The following is a 20,320-nucleotide window of genomic DNA, read 5'->3' as shown; positions in this document are numbered from 1 at the left end:
CAGTTGACGTGGCAAGCGAGGCCAGAAGGGGCGGAGGGGTCAGAAGGATCAAAAGGGCTAGAAGCACCGGCCGATGGGCATGGCCAGACCCTCGCCGAAGATCCCGACAGCCTGACGGCGCGCAGCGCCAGGGCTCCCGTGGCGGCGGACCTGACCTATCCGGTGCGCTACCTGATGCGTACCGAGGTCGGCCAGGGCCCGCTGGAGATGCTGGCGTTGCGGGGCTTCGTGCTGCCATCGCGCATCTTTGTGGGCCGCGAGCCGCGGGTCGCGGCACAGGCCACTCCAGGCCCGCGTAAGTAGAGAAAAAACCATGCTCAACAACCTCCTCAGCGCGCTGTTCGGCTCGCGCGCCCCCGCGGATCTCGTCCGCTCGACCCAGGCGCGCTGGGAGCCGCTGGGAGCCGCTGGGATACGGCGTTCAGATCGCATTGGTGAGCGCGACCCGCCTGCCGAACGCCTGTTCGAGGGCTTTGTCTTCCTGAAGGGGCGCCTTCGCCACAAGCTGGCCGATGAACTGGCAGCGCTGACCGAAGCACTGGTCAGCATGGTTTGGCCGCACTACCTGCGCATGATTCCATCGCTGCCCGACCTGATGACGCTTGGCAGCCAGGACCTCAATTTGCCGGCAGGTTGGCCGATATCCATTGGGGGGCGTGGCGAAAGCTCGCTATGCCTCGCAAGCGCCCGGTCAAGGCACAACCTGGCGGAACATTGCCCGGCGCAGGTGTCTGCCGGGCAGGGTCCATGGGCGCTCCGTTCGATAGGACACGATCCGGATTTCCGGCGGTATCTGTGAGGATGAAAGTGGCTGAGACGGACGATACCTGCGCAAGACTGGCAGCGGCGCTCGATGGCGGCTTGCTTAGGCCGGCATTCCAGCCATTGATCTGCTTCGAAACCGGCGCCATCGTCGGCTTCGAGGTGCTCGCCCGCTGGACTGACCCTGTAACGGGCCCGGTTTCCCCCGTCAGCTTCATATCGATCGCGGAGTCGTGCGGGCTCATCGATCGCCTGACTTCCCATATCGTGCGCACCGCGTGCGGGGAGGCCGTGCGCTGGGGGCAGGGCTTTGTGCTGGCGTTCAACGTGTCTCCGGTGCAATTGCGCGACAAGGCGGTCGTTGCGCTGATCTCGGACGCTGTCACGCAAACGGGATTCCCGCTTATCGTCGGGCTGGGCCACAGCATCGGCATGCGCGTTGTCGCGGAAGGCGTGGAGCGCGAGGAGCATGCCACCCTACTGCGCAAGCTGGGATGCGATGTCGGCCAGGGATGGTTGTGGGCACCGGCGCTGCAACCGGAGCGGATTCCCGCGCTCATCCAGCGGCTTGGCTTGCGCGCGCCGGATCCACGGCCATTGGACCGTTCGCCGTATCAGCGCCTGCATCAGCTGGAGGCGCTCTATGTCGGCGCGCCCGTCGGCCTGTGCTTCCTGGACACGCGCTTGCGGCACGTGCATGTCAACGGGCGCTATGCGGAAATGTTCGGCGCCCAGGTGGACGCCCTTGTCGGCGCCCAGCTCAGCGCGGGCAGCACGCCCGACGCCGCCAGTTCGATCTGCTCGCTGGCGCATGCCGTGCTTGCCGCGGATGCGCGGTCCCCGGTGGAGCGCGAGATTACCGCGAACGGCGAGGTCTACCTGGTGGTCGGGCAACGCGTGAACGACGACATCGATGACGTGATTGGCGTCTCTCTAGTTGCCATCGGCATCTCTGAACGCAAACGGGCCGAGCTGGCCCTGCGGGAGAGCGAGGAGCATTTCCGCTGCTCGGTCGAGCTGAGTCCCCATATTGCCTGGGCGGCCGACCCCGATGGCACGCTGTGCTACATCAGCCCGAACTTCCGCGACCGCGCCGGGTGCGCGATGCGGGACCGGATCGACGCCTGGCGTGCCGCGGTCCATCCTGACGACCAGTTGCGCATCCGGGCGGAGTGGCTTGCCTGGATCCCGAGCGGCCAGCCGTTCGCGACCCGGTTCCGTATCCAGTGGCCGGACGGCAGCTGGCGCCACATGCTGAGCCGTGCACAGCCGCACATCGGCGCGGATGGCGGCGCGATCGATCGCTGGTATGGCGTCATCAGCGATATCAGCACGCAAGCATGCATGAAGCAGCGGATCGCCGACCTTGAGGGCCAGGTTCGTGCCCTGACGCTAGCACTCCTCTGGACCTCGATGCTGCGCTCGCTCATGGCGCGGTCCCGGATGGGGATGGCGCACAAGCCGCGTTCCTCCAGCAGCAGGCGCACGGAGACTTCGCTGGCCAGCGTGATGGCATCGTTCAGCCGTGCGAAGTTCAGCAGGGTTTCGACGTAGTTGCTGGTGAGTACCGGGTCGACCGTCACGCGCTGCCGGATGCAGGCAATGTCGAACACCTGGCGCACGGTGGTATCCGCATCCGGCAGGGCCATCGGCAGGGCCATCGGGTAGCCCTGCAGCTGCGACAGGGTAACCTGCCTGGACTTCGCCAGGGGATGGTCGGCGCGCATGATGGCAAGGCCGGGCGCCGGCTGGCGATGCTCCACCTTCACGTCCTTCTGCCCGACCCGGCTGTAGTTGAACACCATGCCGATATCGCATTCGCCCTGGCACACGCGGCGGGTGACCTCGGCCGGCGCATCCACCGACAGCTGGAAGCGGACGCCGCGATGCTTCGCGCGGAAGGCCTCGATGACGCTCGGCAGGAACTGGATGGCGAAGCCCTCCGAGCTGGCGATGCGGACATGGCCGGTGGCGAGCCCTTTCAGCGCCAGCACGTCGGCCACGACCCGCTCTGCCTCGAAGCTGGACTTGCGAGCATGCGTGGCTAGCAGTTCGCCCGCGGCGCTGAGGACCATCCCCCGCGGCCGGCGCTCGAACAGGACCACATCCAGTGTCTCCTCCAGGCCGGCAATCTGCCGGCTGACGGCGGATCCGGCGACATTCAGGCGCAACGCCGCCTCGCTGATCGAGCCGCAACGGACCACTTCCAGGAAATAGCGCAGCGCTGTGCTCTGCAAGCGATGGGACTGGGACACGGCATCTCCGGCTGGATCGATATGGTTGCGCAGTTTGCACGCTTAGCATGGTTTGCGAAAAAGGCAAACCACGTATCTGAATTCTATGCTTTTCGCAATGTTCGCAAGGATCTAGGATTCGAACAACCCTGTCTTTCCTCCATTAGCTTTTCTTCCATTCGGCTGCAGTGGCCAGAGGCGAAAATATGAGCGCGCATAGGCATGTCACATCGGCACGGTCCCTCCTGATAGCGGCAATGGCGCTCGCAGCCTCAGCGGCGCACGCGGGCAAGGCAAACGACACGCTGGTCTATGCTTCCGACAGCGAGGTCGAAAACATCAGCCCGTACCACAACAACCTGCGCGAAGGCGTGGTGCTTTCCCGCATGGTGTTCGACACGCTGCTCTATCGCGATCCCAAATCCGGTGAGTACAAGCCGCAACTGGCCACCGCATGGACGTGGGAGTCGCCAACCGCCCTGGTCCTCGATCTGCGCCAGGGGGTAACGTTCCAGAACGGCGACAAGTTCAGCGCGGACGACGTGGCGTTCACGTTCAATTACGTGGTGTCTCCCGAGTCCAAGGTGGTCACGCGGCAGAACGTCGACTGGGTCAAGAGCGCCGAGAAGCTGGGGGACTACAAGGTCCGGTTGCACCTGAGAGCGCCGTTCCCGGCAGCGCTTGAATACCTCGCCGGCCCGACGCCGATCCTCCCCGCGGCCTATTTCAAGAAGGTGGGGCTGGAGGGCTTCGGCAAGGCGCCCATCGGCACCGGCCCTTACAAGATCACGGCCGTCACGCCCGGGCAGGGCGTGACGATGGTCAGGAATGCCGCTTACTTCAAGGCAAGCCCGCAAGGCCAGCCCAGGATCGGAACCCTCAAGTTCGTCATCATTCCGGATCCCGAGACGCGGGTGGCGCAGTTGATGACCGGGGCGGTGGACTGGATCTGGCGCGTGCCCTCCGACCAGGCGGATGCCATGCGCAGCATGCCCAACGTGACCGTGCAGAGCGGCGAGACCATGCGGGTGGGTTTCCTGATGATGGACTCGAAGGGCAGCGCGGATCCCAAGTCGCCCTTCAAGGACGTGCGGGTGAGGCAGGCCGTGAATCACGCCATCAACCGCGACAGCATGGCCAAGAACCTGGTTCGCGGGGGCAGCCAGACGTCTGCGGCGGTGTGCTATCGCACCCAGGTCGGTTGCGAAACCAAGGGCATCGCCAACTATGCCTACGACCCCGCCAAGGCCAAGGCGTTGCTTGCGCAAGCCGGCTATCCGAATGGCTTCGAGACCGATATCTACGCCTATCGGGAACGTGACTTCGCCGAGGCGGTCATCGGCGACCTGCAGAAGGTCGGCATCAAGGCGCGCTTGCGCTATATGAAATACGCGGCGCTGCAGGGCGACTACCGTGGCGGCAAGGCGCCGCTGACGTTCCAGACCTGGGGCTCGAACTCGGTCAACGATGCCTCGGCCTCCCTCGGCGTCTGGTTCAAGGGGGGCGCCGACGACATTGCCAAGGATGGCGCGGTCAAGACGTTCCTGGACGCCGCGGACAGCGCGGCCGACCTTGGCGTGCGCAAGGCGAATTACGCCAAGGCCCTGGACCTGATCGCCCGGCAGGCCTATGCCGCGCCGCTCTTCACGTACTCGACCAGCTATGCCTATACGTCGCAACTGAACTTCCAGGCCTATCCGGACGAAGTGCCACGCTTCTACGACGCCAGCTGGAAGTAAGCCGGCAGGCATGACGGCGCGACGGGGAGATGGATCTTGCCTGTCGCGGGCAGACTTGCTGCTGGCCGTGATCGGGCAGGCCATGCCGAGCTTCTGGTTTGGCCTGACGCTGATCCTGCTGTTTGCCGTCAAGTTGCAGTGGCTGCCGGTATCCGGCAACACGGACTGGCGGAACTTCGTCCTGCCGGCCATCGCCCTTGGGTACTACGCCACCCCGGCAATGATGCGCCTGACCCGCGCCGGCATGCTGGACGTGCTGGGGGCCGACTACATTCGCACGGCGAGGGCAAAGGGCCTTGGGCCGGGCACGGTGATCTTCAAGCACGCGCTGCGCAATGCGGTGATACCGGTGGTGGCGCTGGCGGCCGTCGAGCTTGGCTTCATGCTGGGCGGCTCCGTGGTGATCGAGTCCGTGTATGCAATGCAAGGCCTGGGGCAACTGGCGTGGGAGGCCATCGCGCGCAACGATTATCCCGTTGTGCAGGCGGTGGTGCTGCTGATCTCGATCTTCTATATCGGCCTGACCTTCCTGGCCGATGTCATCAACGCCGCGCTCGATCCCCGCATCCATACCCGCTGAGCGCCCATGCTTCGGAGCCGCACATGAATACCGAGAGTTCCCCCGTGCCGGCGGACGGCGCGCGCGCAGCGTTCCCGACATCGCCATCGTCTTTACCATTCCCGGCGCTGCCCGCCGTGCCCGCCTGGCGGCGCGGCTTGCGCCGCGCCTTCGGGCATTACGGCCTGACGCTAGGCGCGATGCTGCTGGCCGTCGTGGTCCTGGCGGCCCTGTTCGCGCCGTGGCTTGCGCCGCACGATCCCTATCTGCAGGACATGGGCCGCCGGCTCGTGCCGCCGGCCTGGCAGGCGGGCGGCAGCCCGGAACATTGGCTGGGCACGGACAAGCTGGGGCGGGACTATCTCAGCCGCTTGTTGTTCGGCGCCCGGGTCTCGCTGATCATCGGGCTGTGCGCGGTCGCCATCTCGGCCTTGATCGGCACCACGCTCGGACTGCTCGCCGGGTACTTCGGCGGCAAGGTCGATGCCGTGATCAGCTATGTCATCACCACGCGGCTGGCCATGCCGGTGGTGCTGGTGGCGCTGGCCATGGCGGCGCTGGCCGGGGGCTCGGTGCAGGCGGTCATCGTGCTGCTTGGCCTGTTGCTCTGGGACCGCTTTGCGGTGGTCACCCGCTCGGCGACCCAGCAGTTGCGGGATGCCGAGTTCATTGCGGCGGCCAAGAGCCTGGGCGCCTCGACCTCCCATATCCTGCTGCGCGAGATCCTGCCGAATCTGATGAGCGCGCTGACGGTCGTGGTGACGCTGGAAATGGCCCACGCCATCCTGCTCGAGGCCACGCTGTCGTTCCTTGGCCTGGGCGTTCAGCCGCCGACGCCGTCCTGGGGCCTGATGGTGGCCGAAGGCAAGTCCTATATGTTCTTCAAGCCCTGGGTCATCCTGATCCCCGGCGTGGCACTGGCGGTGCTCGTGCTTGCCATCAATCTCCTCGGCGACGGCATCCGCGACATCTGCGCGCCCGACGGCCGCCATTAAGCAGGGCAATCAAGGACGGGAGCCACGCATGACACGCTTGCTCGATGTAAAGAACCTACGGGTGGACCTGCCGACCGAGAGCGGCATGCTCCACGCGGTACGCGGCATCGATTTCCACGTCAACCGCGGCGAGATGCTGTGCCTGGTTGGCGAGTCCGGATGCGGGAAATCGATGACTTCGCTGGCCATCATGGGCCTGCTGCCGGCCAGGGCGGAGCGCAGCGCGGACCATCTGCGCTTTGACGGCGAGGATCTGCAGGCGCTCCCCGAGCGCCGCATGGCCGGCCTGCGCGGACAGAAGATCTCGATGATCTTCCAGGAGCCGATGACGTCGCTGAATCCCGCCTACACGCTGGGCAACCAGCTGTGCGAAGCGATGCTGCATCACGGCAGGGGCTCGCGCGCGCAGGCCCGTGACCGCGCCGTGTACCTGCTGGAGCGCGCCGGTATCGCCAACGCGGGGCAGCGGCTCAGGCAGTATCCGCACCAGCTCTCCGGTGGCTTGCGCCAGCGCGTGATGATTGCCATGGCACTGATGTGCGGGCCGGACCTGATCATTGCCGATGAACCCACCACGGCGCTGGACGTCACGATCCAGGCGCAGATCCTGCGGCTGATCCGCGAGCTACAACAGGAGCTCGGCACGGCGGTCATCTTCGTCACGCACGACCTCGGCGTGGTGGCGCGGATCGCGGACCGCGTGGCGGTCATGTATGCGGGGGAGATCATCGAGACGGCGCCGGTGGCAGAGTTGTTCGCGCATCCGTCGCACCCCTACACGCGCGGGCTGCTCAATTGCATCCCGGTGCCGGGCAAGACCCCGCCTGGGAGGTGGAGCGCTGTGCGCGCACGCACACGGAGGTGGCCGTACGCGAAGGACATAGCGCGCGCTGCAATCTGCTCGAGCCCATGGCGGTGCCAGCGCGGGAGGCTGCATGAACACGACGCCCCAACCGAGAGCCGAGTACGCGCTTGAGCTGTGCGCGCTCAGCCGGCGCTTTGTGACAAGACGTAGCCTGTTTGGCAAAGTGGAGGAATTCAAGGCGGTGAGCGAGGTCTCCCTGCGGCTGGCGCTCGGCGAAACCCTGGGCCTGGTCGGGGAGTCCGGCTGCGGCAAGAGCACCTTGGCCAAGATGCTGCTCGGCCTGCTCGCGCCCAGCGAGGGCAGTGTGCTGATCAACGGACGCGAGGTGCTGCCCACCGAGCGCAAGGCCATGTCGCGCTTTATCCAGCCGATCTTCCAGGATCCCTACTCCTCGCTGAACCCGCGCAAGACCGTCGCGCAGATCGTCGGCCTGCCGCTGCGTCTGCACGGCCTGGGCAGCGCTGCCGGGCAGGCGGCCAAGGTCGTCGAGATGCTGGACCTGGTGGGCATGCCCAAGCGAACTCACGGCCAGTACCCCGCGCAGTTGTCCGGTGGGCAGCGGCAGCGCGTGGCCATTGCGCGCGCCTTGATGCTGCGCCCGCAGGTTCTCATCGGGGTGGTGGAGCATCTGGCGGATCGCGTTGCCGTGATGTATCGCGGCAGCATCGTGGAGCAGGCATCGCGCGAGGCGATTTTCTCGGCGCCCGCCCATCCCTATACGCGCATGCTGCTGTCGTCCGCGCTCACCCCGGAGCCCGGGCTCGGCATCCCCGATATCAAGCGGGACTTCGAAACGCTTGCCGCCTGAGAAGGTACCCCGCCGGACAATTCACGCAACCTGAAAAAGGAAAGCAGAGACATGAGTCGCACACAAGCCATCGAACTCGCGGCCCGCTACTTTGACGACGGCAGCTTCGAGCAGGTGCTCCGGCAGCGCGTGGCAATGCGCACGGAGAGCCAGAATCCCGCCGGCGCCGCCATCCTCAGGGCCTATCTGACCGATGCCATCGGGCCGCAGCTGGATGCCCTGGGATTTACCTGGCGGCTCGTCGACAATCCCATCGCCGGTGGTGGGCCGTTCATGCTGGCGCAACGGCTGGAACCCGAGGCCGCCTTCACGGTACTGACTTACGGACACGGCGATGTGGTGCGCGGGCAGGATGCGCAATGGCGGCCGGGCCTTGCCCCCTGGGAGGTGACGCTTGACGGCGACCGTTGGTATGGCCGCGGCACGGCCGACAACAAGGGCCAGCACACCATCAACCTGGCTGCGCTGACCCAGGTGCTGGCGCTGCGCAAGGGCCGGCTGGGCTACGACGTCAAGATGATCCTCGAGATGGGAGAGGAAACCGGTTCGCCGGGCTTGCGGGAAGTGTGCGTGAAGTACGCGGACGAACTGGCTGCGGATGTGTTCATCGCCTCGGACGGGCCGCGCGTGGCGGCCGGGCGGCCGACGATTTTCCTGGGGTCGCGCGGGATCCGCAACGTCAGGCTTGGCGTCAACCTGCGCGAGGGCGCGCATCACTCTGGCAACTGGGGCGGGCTGCTGAGCAACGCCGGCACGCGCCTGGCGCATGCGATCGCCAGTGTGGTGGATGCCAGGGGCAGGGTGCTGGTCCGCGGGCTGTTGCCCGACGGGCTGCCGGCCAACGTCCGTGCGGCGCTGAGCACCATCGAGGTCGGCGGCGGCCCGGCCGATCCCCAGATCGATCCCGGCTGGGGCGAGCCCGGCTTGTCGCCCACCGAGCGCGTGTACGGATGGAACACGTTCGAGGTGCTTGCCTTCAAGACCGGGAATCCCGACGCCCCGGTGGGGGCGATACCCGGCCACGCGTTCGCCCTGTGCCAGATCCGCTTTGTGGTGGGCAGCGACAGCGCCAACTTCATGCGCCATCTGCGCGAGCACCTGGATGCCCATGGCTTCCATGACGTGGAGGTCCTGCCGGACGGCGAACCGATGCAGGCCACCCGCCTGGACCCGGACGATGCCTGGGTGCGGTGGGCCCTGGCATCCGTGCAGCGCACCACGGGCGAGCCGCCGGCGTTACTGCCGAACTTTGGCGGGTCGCTGCCCAACGATGTCTTCGCGGATGTGCTGGCCTTGCCGACGCTCTGGTTCCCGCATTCGTATCCGGCCTGCAGCCAGCATGCCCCCAACGAGCACCTGCTGGGCAGCGTCGCCAGGCAGGCGCTGCAGGTCATGGCGGGCGTGTTCTGGGACCTCGCCGAAGACGGCGCCGCCATTGCCGGCAGCCGGCGCGCACCCCGCCACGCCCGCGGCTTCAGATCGGAAACTGCGTCGTCGACAGCACCTGCTTGAGCACCATGAACGAGCGAATCTGCCGGACCCCCGGCAGATAAAGCAACTGCTCCGCGTGGAGACGATTGAAGCTCTCGCTGTCCTTGGTGCGCAGCATCATGAAGTAGTCGAACTCGCCCGTCACCACGTGGCACTCCATGCATCCGGAGACCTTCTGGGCGGCCTTCTCGAACGCCGAGAAGGATTCCGGCGTGGACCTGTCCAGCACCACGCCGATCATCACCAGCATGCCCGCGTCCAGCGCGGCCGGGTTCAGCAGCGCCACGATGCCGCGGATCAGACCGAGTTCCTTGAGCCGCTCCACACGCCGCAGGCAGGCCGGCGGGCTCAGGCTGACCTTGGCGGCCAGCGCCACGTTCGAGATGGACGCGTCGCGCTGAAGTGCGCGCAGGATGGCTTTATCGGTGCGGTCCAATGCCTCGGAAAGTGGCACGGGATGCTCGGATTTGGTGCGCAATTTTGTTTCGTTCATTGTCGATCGTAAAAAATAAACAGTACAAAAAAGTTATTTTCTATTTTTTATAGTGCATAAATTGATGAATATTTGCAACCACGTTTCGTGTGTTTTTTTCTAGGATTGAGTCCATCGCAGCATCAACGGAAGGTGGTTCCACATGCCTGTGTTCTTCGCCAGTGTTGATGCCTGGATCCCCGCCCCTAACCGACCTAACCCACGAAGCCCAGGAGTTGCCACCATGAACCTCAAACGCTTTCCCCGCCACCAACTAACGTTCGGACCCACGCCCATCCAGCCGCTGAAACGCCTGAGCGCGCATCTCGGCGGCAAGGTCGACCTCTATGCCAAGCGCGAGGACTGCAACAGCGGCCTGGCGTTCGGCGGCAACAAGACGCGCAAGCTCGAGTACATCATTCCGGACGCGCTCGCCCAAGGGTGCGACACGCTCGTCTCCATCGGCGGCATCCAGTCGAACCAGACGCGCCAGGTGGCTGCCGTGGCGGCGCATCTTGGCCTGAAGTGCGTGCTGGTGCAGGAGGACTGGGTGAACTACTCCGACGCCGTCTATGACCGCGTTGGCAATATCCAGATGTCTCGCATCATGGGCGCCGACGTGCGCCTGGTCAGCGACGGTTTTGATATCGGGATCCGCAAGAGCTGGGAAGAGGCCATGGAGAGCGTGCGCCGGGCCGGCGGCAAGCCATACCCGATTCCGGCGGGGTGCTCCGAGCATCCGCTGGGCGGCCTGGGTTTTGTGGGCTTCGCGGAAGAAGTGCGCGCGCAGGAAGCCGAACTCGGTTTCAAGTTCGACTACGTCGTGGTCTGCTCGGTGACCGGCAGCACGCAGGCTGGCATGGTGGTTGGCTTCGCCGCCGATGGCCGGGCTAACCGCGTGATCGGTATCGACGCATCGGCCAAGCCGGAGCAGACCCGGGCGCAGATCCTGCGCATTGCCCGCAACACGGCGCACCTGGTCGACCTCGGCCGCGATATCACCGACGAAGACGTGGTGCTCGACACGCGCTACGGCGGGCCGGAGTATGGCTTGCCGTCCGAGGATACGCTCGAAGCCATCCGGCTGAGCGCCAAGTTCGAGGGCATGATGACCGACCCGGTCTATGAAGGGAAATCGATGCAGGGCATGATCGACATGGTCCGCCGCGGCGAATTCCCGGAAGGCTCCAAGGTGCTCTACGCCCACCTGGGTGGCGCCCCGGCGCTGAGCGCCTATAGCTTCCTGTTCAGGAACGGCTGATCCCGCCTGCGCACCTGACTGTCCCCTCGACGCCGGTAGTGCAATGCCGGCATCAAGGGGCACTTGATCAGCAAAGCCCCTGGTCTCAGCTTTCTCCCCGTCTGCCCCCCCGTCTCTCAATCACAGGAGTAGCGAATGAACGTGGTTCCACGAAGCATTTCGATGGCGGTAAAGGCGCTGTCGCTGCTGGCAATAGCCGTGTGCGCTGCGCATGTGCAGGCGCAGGGTCCGGGCTATCCCGCCAAGCCAGTCGTGCTGGTGGTACCGTTTCCGCCCGGCGGGGCGGTCGACATCATTGGACGCCTGGTTGGCAAGAAGCTGGGCGATCGTCTCGGCCAGGCCGTGGTCATCGAGAACCGCGCGGGCGCCGGCACGATCGTTGGCGCCGGTTATGTGGCAAAGTCCGCGCCCGACGGCTACACGCTGTTCATCAGTTCAGGCTCGACCTTCACGGTCAATCCCGCCATCAACGCCAACCTGCCCTACGATCCGGTGAAGAGCTTCGAGCCGATTGGCCTGGTTGCACGTGTGCCCTTGATCTTGCTGGCCAATCGCGATGTCCCGGCGGACAACCTCAAGCAGATGATGGCGGCGGTGAAGGCAGCGCCGGGCAAATATGCCTACGGCTCGTTCGGCAATGGCACGACCGGCCATTTCGCTGGCGAGATGGTCTTGGGCGCCACCGGCATGAAGCTCCAGCACATTCCCTACAAGGGTAGCGCCCCGGCCATTGCCGACCTGATCGGCGGGCAGATTCCCTTCTCGGTCGACACCGTTGCCGCATCCCTGCCGCATATCAAGAGCGGCAAGATCAAGGGCATCGCAGTGACCGGCGCCAGGCGCGCGACCCTGCTGCCGGAGGTGCCGACCGTCGCGGAATCCGGCTTCCCCGGTTTCGATGCGGATTCGTGGGTGGCGATCGCGGCCCCGCGCGGCCTGCCTCCCGAGGTCAAGTCACGGCTCGAGAAGGCCCTGGCGCAGACCATGAAAGACCAGGATATCCAGGAAAAACTCGTGGCTAACGGCCTGGAGCCGTCCTATGCCACGCCGGAACAAGTCGTGGCCATGATCGACAAGGACCTGCCGCGCATGCGGGCCATTGCCCAGAAGGCCAGCATCCAGGCAAATTGAGCCGGGCAGGTGCCGGCGGGAGAGTATCAAGATGGCAGCGCGTGACCGATTCGGTTCTACCCTCGCGATCGATCAGACCGATCCGCAGGAGCTTCAGGAATGGTGCGACGCGCTCGACGGCGTGCTGTCGGCCTGGGGCCAGCAGCAGGGCAAGGAGCGCGCCTGCGCCATCCTGGATGCGCTGCTGGCGCATGCCAGGAAACACCGGCTGCAGTGGCGGCCGGAGCAGGTCACGCCTTACCTCAACACCGTGCCGGTCGAAGCGCAACCGGCCTATCCCGGCGACCTGGCGATGGAGCAGCGCCTGTCAGCGATCCTGCGCTGGAACGCGCTTGCCATGGTGGTGCGCGCCAACCAGGCACATGGCGAACTCGGCGGCCACATCGCGAGCTATGCCTCGGCGGCCGATCTGTTCGAGGTGGGCTACCAGCATTTCTTTCGCGGCCCCGGTGCCGCGCAGGGCGGGGATCTCGTCTTTTTCCAGCCGCATTCGGCGCCCGGCGTCTATGCGCGTGCCTTCCTGGAAGGCCGGCTGGACGAAGCCTCGCTTTGCCACTACCGGCAAGAGATCGTTGCCCGGCGATGGCGAGATGGACGAGCCAGAGTCGATTGCGGCGCTGACGCTGGCCGCCCGGGAAAAGCTGGACAACTGTACGTTCGTCATCAACTGCAATCTCCAGCGCCTGGACGGGCCGGTGCGCGGCAACGGGCGCATTGTCGATGAGCTCGAGGCGCTGTTCGCGGGGGCGGGATGGCATGTCGTCAAGTGCCTGTGGGGGTCGGAGTGGGACGCGCTGCTGGCGCGTGACCATGATCACGCCATCAGCCGTGCGTTCGCGCAGACCGTGGACGGAGAATTCCAGACGCTCTCGGCCAACGATGGCGCATTCAATCGCGAGAACTTCTTCAGCAAGACGCCGGCGCTGCGCGCGCTGGTGGCGCATCTCTCCAACGACGAGATCGACCGCCTGCGCCGGGGCGGGCACGATCCGGCGAAGATCTACGCGGCATTTGCCGAAGCCGCGAAGCGCTTTGGGCGTCCCTGCGTCGTGCTGGCCAAGACCATGAAGGGCTACGGCATGGGCGCCATTGCGCAAGGCCGCATGACCACGCACCAGCAAAAAAGCTCGGCCCGGACGATCTGCTCGCGTTCAGGGATCGGTTCCAGTTGCCGCTGACCGACGAACAGGTGGCTCAGGCCGCGTTCTACCGGCCAGCGCAGGACAGCCCGGAGATCCGCTACCTGCAGGCCAGGCGCGCCGCCCTCGGCGGCTATCTTCCTGCACGCCATCCTGGCGCCGAGCGGTTGCCGGTGCCAGGGCTGGACAAGACCGCCGCGTTCGCCCTGCACGCCGATGGCAAGGCCATGAGCTCCACCATGGCCTTGGTGCGCTACCTGGGCGCCTTGCTCAAGGATCCCGTGTTGGGCCCGCGGATCGTGCCGATCGTCGCCGACGAGGCGCGGACCTTCGGCATGGCGAACCTGTTCCGCCAGGTGGGTATCTACGCGCCGTTCGGCCAGCTTTACCAGCCGGAAGATGCGGCTTCGATGCTGTCGTACCGGGAAGTCAAGGATGGCCAGATCCTGGAGGAGGGCATCACGGAAGCCGGCGCGCTGTCCTCGTGGACCGCGGCGGCCACCAGTTACTCGACGCACGGCACCGCCATGCTGCCGTTCTATATCTACTACAGCATGTTCGGCTTCCAGCGCGTGGGCGACCTGATCTGGGCCGCTGCCGACCAGCGGGCACGCGGATTCCTGATCGGCGCCACCTCGGGACGGACCACGCTCGGGGGCGAGGGCCTGCAGCACCAGGACGGCACTAGCCACCTGGCGGCCTCGACCATTCCCAACTGCCGCGCCTACGATCCGGCCTTCGCCGGGGAACTGGCGGTCATCGTCGACCATGGCATGCGGCGCATGGTCAGTGAACAGGCCGACGAGTTCTACTACGTCACCGTCACCAATGAAAGCGTCGAGAATCCGAGCCTGCCGGCCGAAGCGCACGAAGGCGTGGTGCGGGGCATGTACCTGCTGCGCCGCGGCGGGACATTCGACCACCGCGTGCAGTTGTTCGGCAGCGGGGCGATCATGGGTGAAGTCCTGAAGGCAGCGCGCCAGCTCGAGCGGGAGCACGGCATTGCCGCCGATGTCTGGAGCGTGACCAGCTACATCGAGCTGGCGCGCGAAGGGGGTGGAGCGCGAACGCCTATGGCGCCACGGCGACATTGCGGCAATCGATAGCTGGTTCGGGCGGCAGCTCGAGGCGGGCGGCGGCCCGATTGTCGCGGCCACCGACTATGTCCGTGCACTGCCGGAACTGGTGCGTGCCTTCATCCCGCCGGGGCGCCGCTATGTGACGCTGGGCACCGATGGCTTCGGGCGAAGCGATTCGCGGGCGGCACTGCGCCGCTATTTCGAGGTCGATGCCGCAGCCATCGTCCAGGCAAGCCTGGCCGCGGTGGCGGAGATTGTCGCGGGGGAACTGGCTTGCGAAAAGAGGCACCTCGCCGAGGTGATTTCGCTGGCGTCGATATAGCCGGCTATATAGCTGGCTATATAGCTGGCGATGAGGCACAGGCCTCGTCACGCCGCGGTCAGCTGGCGCAGCGCTTCCAGCAGCTTGACCGCAGGGCCGGGCAGGATGCCCTGGCGCCGCCGGAAGGCCGTTAGCGTACGCGTGCCGACCCCACCGGGAATGTCCAGGATGTCGATCACGCCGGCCTTGCGCTCGGCTTCGACCATCGGCTCGGCCATCCAGCTCAGAAAGCCGGATTGCGCGACCAGGCTCTTCAAGGCGGTCACCGAACGCGTCTGCACGACGATGTTCGGCAGGCCCAGCCCCTGTGCCGCGAACACCTGCCGCATGTGCTCGAACGGCCCGGTGCCCCGGGGTGGGACTGCCCATTGCTGGTCCAGGGTATCGGCCAGGGTCAGTGCCGGCTTGCGCCGCAGCGGGTGGCCCGGCGCCGCCACCACATAGCTGCTGTCCTCCCAGCGGCAGTCGGCAATGGCCTCGATCTCGTCCGTATCCGGCGCGCAGATGCTGAGCGCCAGGTCGATCTCATGCCGGACCAGGCTTTCCGCCAGCCGATCCCACACGCCCTCGGTAATCTCCACCCGCAGGTTCGGCCACGCCTTGGTGACCCGGCCAACCGCCAGCGGCAGCACCAGGCTGGCGATGCTGCCCACCGCGCCCACCTTGATGGTGCCCTTGGCCAGGCCGCGCATGGCATCGATCTCTTCGCGCGCGTGCTCGGCCTCGCGTTGCAGCAGGGTGGCATGGGGGAGCAGGGCGCTGCCCACCGCGGTGAGCTGCATGCCCTTGGCGTGCCGCTCGAACAGCGGCGCGCCAAGCTCGTCCTCCAGGCGCTTGATGGTGCGGCTCAGGGCAGGCTGGGTCACATGCAGCGCGTCGGCCGCCCGGCCAGGCTGCCGCTGGCGACGATGGTGGTGAAGGCCTTGAGTTGGCGCAGGTCGAAAGTCATGCTCAAAAGTAATGCCTTCTGACCAAAAAGGCAATATTCAATCAAGGGTGTGGCTCCCATACTTTGCGCACTAAACACGCGCCGGGCATGGGCCAGGCGGCCAACCGAATTCATCGACGGGAGAGATTGGCATGACCGGTAGCACGACAACCGTGGCGGGCGCCGCGCGCAACGCAACCATCACCGTGCGCGACGCCGTGATCGACCTGCTGCGCCAGTTTGGCATCACCACGGTGTTTGCCAATCCCGGCTCGACCGAGTTGCCGATGTTCCGGGATTTCCCCGCCGACTTCCGCTACGTGCTCGGGTTGCAGGAGGCGGTGGTGGTGGGCATGGCCGACGGTTTCGCGCAGGCCAGCCGCAATGCGTCGCTGGTCAACCTGCATTCGGCGGCTGGCGTCGGCAACGCCATGGGCAATATCTTTACCGCGTTCAAGAACCGCACGCCGATGATCGTCACGGCGGGCCAGCAGGCCCGCTCGATCCTGCCGTTCGATCCCTTCCTGTCGTCCACGCAGGCCACCGAGCTGGCCAAGCCGTACGTCAAGTGGAGTATCGAGCCGGCGCGCGCCGCCGATGTGCCGCTGGCCATCGCACGGGCCTATTACGTGGCGATGCAGGAGCCGCGCGGCCCCGTGCTGGTCTCGATCCCGGTGGACGACTGGGACCAGCCGGCCGAACAGGTGGCCGCGCGCGCCGTCAGCACCGGGGTGCGGCCCGATCCGGCGGCGATCGGGTGCGTTGGCGCCGCGCTGGATGCCTGCGAGCGGCCGGCCTTTGTCATCGGCGGCGCGGTCGATCGCGCCGGTGCGTGGGACGAGGTGGTGCGCCTGGCCGAGACGCACAATGCGCGCGTCTACGTGGCGCCCATGTCCGGGCGCTGCGGCTTCCCGGAGGACCATCGCCTGTTCGCCGGATTCCTGCCCGCCATGCGCGAGAAGATCGTCGGGCTGCTGGGCGGGCACGACCTGATCCTGGTGCTGGGCGCGCCGGCCTTTACCTACCATGTGGAAGGCGCCGGCCCCCACGTGCCGGAGGGCGCCACGCTGTATCAGCTGATCGACGATCCCGCCATCGCGGCCTGGACGCCGGTGGGCGCATCGGTGGTGGGCAATATCCGGCTCGGCGTGCTCGACCTGCTGGCGCGTCCCGCGCCCAGGGCACGCCCGTTGCCTGCCCCGCGCCAGCCGCGTGCGCATGCCGAGCCGGCGCGGCTGATGTCCACCGCCTATGTGCTCCAGACCTTGGCCGAGGTGCGCGACGCCGCCGACATCGTGGTGGAAGAAGCGCCCAGCGCGCGGCCCGTCATGCAGGGCTACCTGCCGTTCACGCAAAGCGGCACCTTCTACACCATGGACAGCGGCGGTCTGGGCTACGGCATGCCCGCAGCCGTTGGCGTGGCGCTGGCGCGGCCGGCGGCGCGGGTCATCGCGCTGATTGGCGACGGCTCCAGCATGTACTCGATCCAGGCCATCTGGAGCGCGGTCCAGCTCAAGCTGCCGATCACCTTCGTGATCCTCAACAACGCGCGCTACGCCGCGCTGCAGGATTTCGCGCCGGAGTTCGGCTTTGCCCCGGCCGATACGGTGCAGGGCACGGACCTGCCGGGGATCGATTTCGTGGCGCTGGCGAATGGCATGGGTTGCGAAGGCGTGCGCGTGCGGGACGCGGCACGGCTGCGCGATGCGCTGGCCGACGGGCTGCGCTCGGCGGTACCGAGGCTGGTTGAGGTCGAGGTTGCCTGAGACGCGAACCTGGGCCGCAGGAAAGCAAACCGCGCGGAAGCAAACCGCGGGGAAACAAACAAAGGAGACAAGGATGCAGAAGATTTCGCTGCTGATCGACGGCCAACAACGCCAGGCCGGCAATGGCGCCACCTTCGAGCGCCGCAATCCGCTGGACGGCGAGGTAGCCACCGTGGCCCCGGCCGCGACCGTAGCCGATGCGCTGTCGGCGGTGGACGCCGCCGCCGCGGCCTTCGAGGCCTGGGCCGCCATCGGCCCGAGCGAGCGCCGCGCGCTGCTGACCAAGGCCGCGCATGCGCTGGAGGCCAGGGGCGAAGCCTTTGCCGCCGCAATGGCCGCCGAGACCGGCGCGTCGGCCATGTGGGCCGGCTTCAACGTGCACCTGGCCGCGGCCGGCCTGCTTGAAGCGGCCTGCCTGACCACGCAGATCCATGGCGAGGTCATTCCGTCGGACGTGCCGGGCAGCCTGGCCATGGGCGTGCGCCAGCCGGCCGGCGTGGTGCTCGGCATGGCGCCCTGGAACGCCCCGGTCATCCTGGCCGTGCGCGCCATCGCCTTGCCGCTGGCCTGCGGCAACACCGTCGTGCTGAAGGGCTCGGAGATCTGTCCGGCCACGCACGGGTTGATTATCGAGGCCTTGCAGGAAGCCGGCCTGCCCAGGGGCGTGGTGAATTTCGTCACCAATGCGCCGGCCGATGCGGGCGAGCTCGTGGAGGCCATGATCGCCCATCCGGCGGTACGGCGCGTGAACTTCACCGGCTCCACCCGCGTGGGCAAGGTCATCGCCGCTAGCTGTGCCAGGCACTTGAAGCCGGTGGTGCTCGAGTTGGGCGGCAAGGCCCCGTTGCTGGTGCTGGACGACGCCGATATCGACGCCGCCGTCGCCGGCGCCGCCTTTGGCGCGTTCGCCAATTCGGGCCAGATCTGCATGTCGACCGAGCGCATCATCGTCGACAACAAGATCGCCGACGCCTTTGTCGCGCAACTGGCGGCCAAGGCCAGCGCGCTGCCGCTGGGCGATCCGCGCAAGGGGCCGGTGGTGCTGGGCTCCGTGGTCGACATGAGCACCGTTGCGCGCTGCAACGCCCTGATCGACGACGCCCTGGCCAAGGGCGCGAAGCTGTTGTGCGGCGGCAAGGCGGACAGCACGCTGATGCCGGCCACGCTGCTCGATCACGTCACGCCGCGGATGCGGATCTATGCGCAAGAGTCGTTCGGCCCGGTCAAGCCCATCGTGCGCGTCAGCGGCGAAGCCGAAGCCATCGCCTGCGCCAACGACAACGAGTACGGGCTGTCGGCGGCGGTGTTCAGCCGCGACGTGGCGCGGGCCATGAACGTGGCCAGGCGCATTCAATCCGGCATCTGCCATATCAATGGCCCGACGGTGCACGACGAGGCGCAGATGCCCTTTGGCGGCGTGAAGGGCAGCGGGTTTGGCCACTTTGGCGGGCAGGCCGGCATTGCCGAGTTCACCGACCTGCGCTGGGTCACCGTGCAGACGACGCCGCGCCACTACCCGTTCTAGGCCGCAGGCGGCCGGGTTGCCGCCACGCCCAGACAACTCCATCCAACCAGCGCCGGATCGCGGCGAGGCCTATGATCAAGATCGCAATTCTCGGGGCCGGGGCCATGGGCTCGCTGTTCGGCGGACGCCTTGCCGAAGCGGGCCATGCCGTCACCTTGCTCGATATCAACGACGCGCATCTCGACGCGATCCGCCGGTCTGGCTTGCGCCTGCAGACCGATGAGACGGACCGGCGGGTCCACGGCATGCGGGCGCTGCGCCCGGAACAGGCGGACGCCATCCCCGATCTGCTGATCGTCTTCACCAAATCCATGCACACCGGCGCCGCGATGGCAGGCGTGCGCCATCTGCTGGGGCCGGACACCATTGTGCTGACGTTGCAGAACGGCCTGGGCAGCGTCGATGCGATCAGCGAGTTCGTGCCGGCGCAGCGGCTCCTGATCGGCGTCACCACATGGCCGGCCGACCTGGCTGGCCCCGGGCACGTGCATTCGCACGGCGAGGGCGTGGTGCGGATGATGAGCGCCGATGGCGTGGACCGGCCCGCCGTGGCGGGGACGGTCACGGCGCTGGAGCGCGCCGGGCTGCACTGCCGCGCCGACGCGGATGTGTGGGCCGCGATCTGGGAAAAGGTGGCATTCAACGCCGCGCTGAACCCCCTGTGCGCGGTCACCGGCAGCACCGTGGACCAGTTGGGCAACATCCCGGATGGCCCGGCGCTAGCTTTCTCCGTGGTGGCCGAGGTGCTGGCCGTGGCCAGGAGTCATGGCGTGGCGGTCGACGCGGACAAGGTCGGCGCCAACGTGCTGCACGCCATCGGCCACCACATCGGCCACAAGCCTTCCATGCTGCAGGACATCCTTGCCGCCCGGCGCACCGAGATCGATGCGATCAACGGCGCCGTGGTGGCTGCGGCGCGGCGCCACGGGGTGCCGGTGCCGTGCACCGAGAGCCTGCTGCAACTCGTCCGGCTGATCGAAGCCCGGGCGGCAAGCGGCGGACAGGGCGCCAGTCCGCTCCGGCAGCACTGAGTTCCGGCCCGTCGTGGCCACAAGACGTAAGGTGCAATACGCAGTACGCAAGACGCAAGACGCAAGACGCAATACATAAAAGCGCTGGCCCCGGCCAAAGCGCCCATCGACAGGAGACACGCATGAATAACTATCTATTCCGCGCCATTGCCGCGCGCCGCATTTCCATCGCGCGGCGCAAGCGCCGTCTTGCCACGATCCGGGCCGGCGCGC

The 20,320-nt window shown here is 66.7% G+C and carries 13 protein-coding genes and 5 pseudogenes; 15 read left to right on the top strand and 3 right to left on the bottom strand.

Annotated features, from left to right (window positions below; genetic code table 11):
- From OR16_RS41580 to OR16_RS20505, 3 genes and pseudogenes are all read left to right on the top strand, one after another.
- Positions 1 to 303: hypothetical protein (locus tag OR16_RS41580; protein ID WP_192816443.1), on the top strand; the 303-nt coding region annotated here is incomplete at its 5' end.
- Positions 304 to 313: 10 nt separating this feature from the next.
- A pseudogene (locus OR16_RS47335) lies at positions 314 to 634 on the top strand (type VI secretion system baseplate subunit TssF); the annotation flags it as partial.
- A gap of 38 nt (positions 635 to 672) precedes the next feature.
- The gene (locus tag OR16_RS20505; RefSeq protein ID WP_081488840.1) at positions 673 to 2,316 is read left to right on the top strand and encodes an EAL domain-containing protein; all 1,644 of its coding nucleotides are present in this window, start codon (positions 673 to 675) and stop codon (positions 2,314 to 2,316) included.
- Here OR16_RS20505 and OR16_RS46085 read toward each other — a convergent pair.
- Positions 2,229 to 2,966: pseudogene (locus tag OR16_RS46085) on the bottom strand (LysR substrate-binding domain-containing protein); the annotation flags it as partial. The gene OR16_RS20505 and the pseudogene OR16_RS46085 sit on opposite strands and share 88 nt — an antisense overlap.
- Positions 2,967 to 3,253: 287 nt before the next feature.
- Between OR16_RS46085 and OR16_RS20495 the strand changes: the two are divergent.
- The 6 genes and pseudogenes from OR16_RS20495 to OR16_RS20470 all read left to right on the top strand — a co-directional run bounded on the left by OR16_RS20495 (position 3,254) and on the right by OR16_RS20470 (position 9,474).
- Positions 3,254 to 4,735: an ABC transporter substrate-binding protein gene (locus OR16_RS20495; protein WP_006159866.1), complete on the top strand. Its 1,482-nt coding sequence runs from the start codon at positions 3,254 to 3,256 to the stop codon at positions 4,733 to 4,735.
- Positions 4,731 to 5,315: pseudogene (locus OR16_RS20490) on the top strand (ABC transporter permease); the annotation flags it as partial. The gene OR16_RS20495 and the pseudogene OR16_RS20490, both read left to right, overlap by 5 nt.
- A gap of 23 nt (positions 5,316 to 5,338) precedes the next feature.
- Positions 5,339 to 6,289 carry an ABC transporter permease gene (locus OR16_RS20485; protein WP_006159864.1) on the top strand — a complete coding sequence of 317 codons (951 nt, stop codon included), beginning with the start codon at positions 5,339 to 5,341 and terminating at the stop codon, positions 6,287 to 6,289.
- 28 nt (positions 6,290 to 6,317) lie between these two features.
- Positions 6,318 to 7,265, top strand: coding sequence for an ABC transporter ATP-binding protein (locus tag OR16_RS20480; protein WP_006159863.1), 948 nt, complete (start codon positions 6,318 to 6,320; stop codon positions 7,263 to 7,265).
- Entirely contained in the window at positions 7,225 to 7,962 is a 738-nt protein-coding gene (locus tag OR16_RS20475) for an ATP-binding cassette domain-containing protein (RefSeq protein ID WP_043420411.1), read from the top strand. The genes OR16_RS20480 and OR16_RS20475 overlap by 41 nt, the downstream gene beginning before the upstream one ends.
- Before the next feature lie 51 nt (positions 7,963 to 8,013).
- Positions 8,014 to 9,474, top strand: a complete 1,461-nt coding sequence (locus tag OR16_RS20470) for a M20 family metallopeptidase (protein WP_006159861.1) — start codon at positions 8,014 to 8,016, stop codon at positions 9,472 to 9,474.
- Here the strand turns inward: OR16_RS20470 and OR16_RS20465 are convergent.
- Positions 9,437 to 9,946 (bottom strand): Lrp/AsnC family transcriptional regulator, encoded by a 510-nt coding sequence (locus tag OR16_RS20465; protein WP_043420409.1) that lies wholly within the window; start codon positions 9,944 to 9,946, stop codon positions 9,437 to 9,439. The two genes, OR16_RS20470 and OR16_RS20465, sit on opposite strands and share 38 nt — an antisense overlap.
- A gap of 223 nt (positions 9,947 to 10,169) precedes the next feature.
- Here OR16_RS20465 and OR16_RS20460 point away from each other — a divergent pair, with 223 nt between their 5' ends.
- The 3 genes and pseudogenes from OR16_RS20460 to aceE all read left to right on the top strand — a co-directional run bounded on the left by OR16_RS20460 (position 10,170) and on the right by aceE (position 14,857).
- Positions 10,170 to 11,186: a 1-aminocyclopropane-1-carboxylate deaminase gene (locus OR16_RS20460; RefSeq protein WP_006159859.1), complete on the top strand. Its 1,017-nt coding sequence runs from the start codon at positions 10,170 to 10,172 to the stop codon at positions 11,184 to 11,186.
- Between the two features lie 135 nt (positions 11,187 to 11,321).
- Positions 11,322 to 12,317, top strand: a complete 996-nt coding sequence (locus OR16_RS20455; protein WP_237717134.1) for a Bug family tripartite tricarboxylate transporter substrate binding protein — start codon at positions 11,322 to 11,324, stop codon at positions 12,315 to 12,317.
- Positions 12,318 to 12,348: 31 nt separating this feature from the next.
- Positions 12,349 to 14,857, top strand: a pseudogene (gene aceE, locus OR16_RS20450) (pyruvate dehydrogenase (acetyl-transferring), homodimeric type).
- 47 nt (positions 14,858 to 14,904) lie between these two features.
- Here the strand turns inward: aceE and OR16_RS20445 are convergent.
- A pseudogene (locus tag OR16_RS20445) lies at positions 14,905 to 15,806 on the bottom strand (LysR family transcriptional regulator).
- Positions 15,807 to 15,937: 131 nt separating this feature from the next.
- Between OR16_RS20445 and mdlC the strand changes: the two are divergent.
- The 3 genes from mdlC to OR16_RS20430 all read left to right on the top strand — a co-directional run bounded on the left by mdlC (position 15,938) and on the right by OR16_RS20430 (position 20,107).
- Positions 15,938 to 17,551 carry a benzoylformate decarboxylase gene (mdlC, locus tag OR16_RS20440; protein WP_006159852.1) on the top strand — a complete coding sequence of 538 codons (1,614 nt, stop codon included), beginning with the start codon at positions 15,938 to 15,940 and terminating at the stop codon, positions 17,549 to 17,551.
- A gap of 73 nt (positions 17,552 to 17,624) precedes the next feature.
- Entirely contained in the window at positions 17,625 to 19,076 is a 1,452-nt protein-coding gene (locus tag OR16_RS20435) for an aldehyde dehydrogenase (protein ID WP_006159851.1), read from the top strand.
- A 74-nt stretch (positions 19,077 to 19,150) separates the two neighbouring features.
- Positions 19,151 to 20,107: a ketopantoate reductase family protein gene (locus OR16_RS20430; RefSeq protein WP_050983041.1), complete on the top strand. Its 957-nt coding sequence runs from the start codon at positions 19,151 to 19,153 to the stop codon at positions 20,105 to 20,107.
- The last annotated feature ends 213 nt before the right edge of the window (positions 20,108 to 20,320 follow it).

The organism is Cupriavidus basilensis OR16 (genome assembly GCF_000243095.1).
GTDB lineage: Bacteria > Pseudomonadota > Gammaproteobacteria > Burkholderiales > Burkholderiaceae > Cupriavidus > Cupriavidus basilensis_D.
This window is presented reverse-complemented; position numbering and strand designations above follow the sequence as displayed.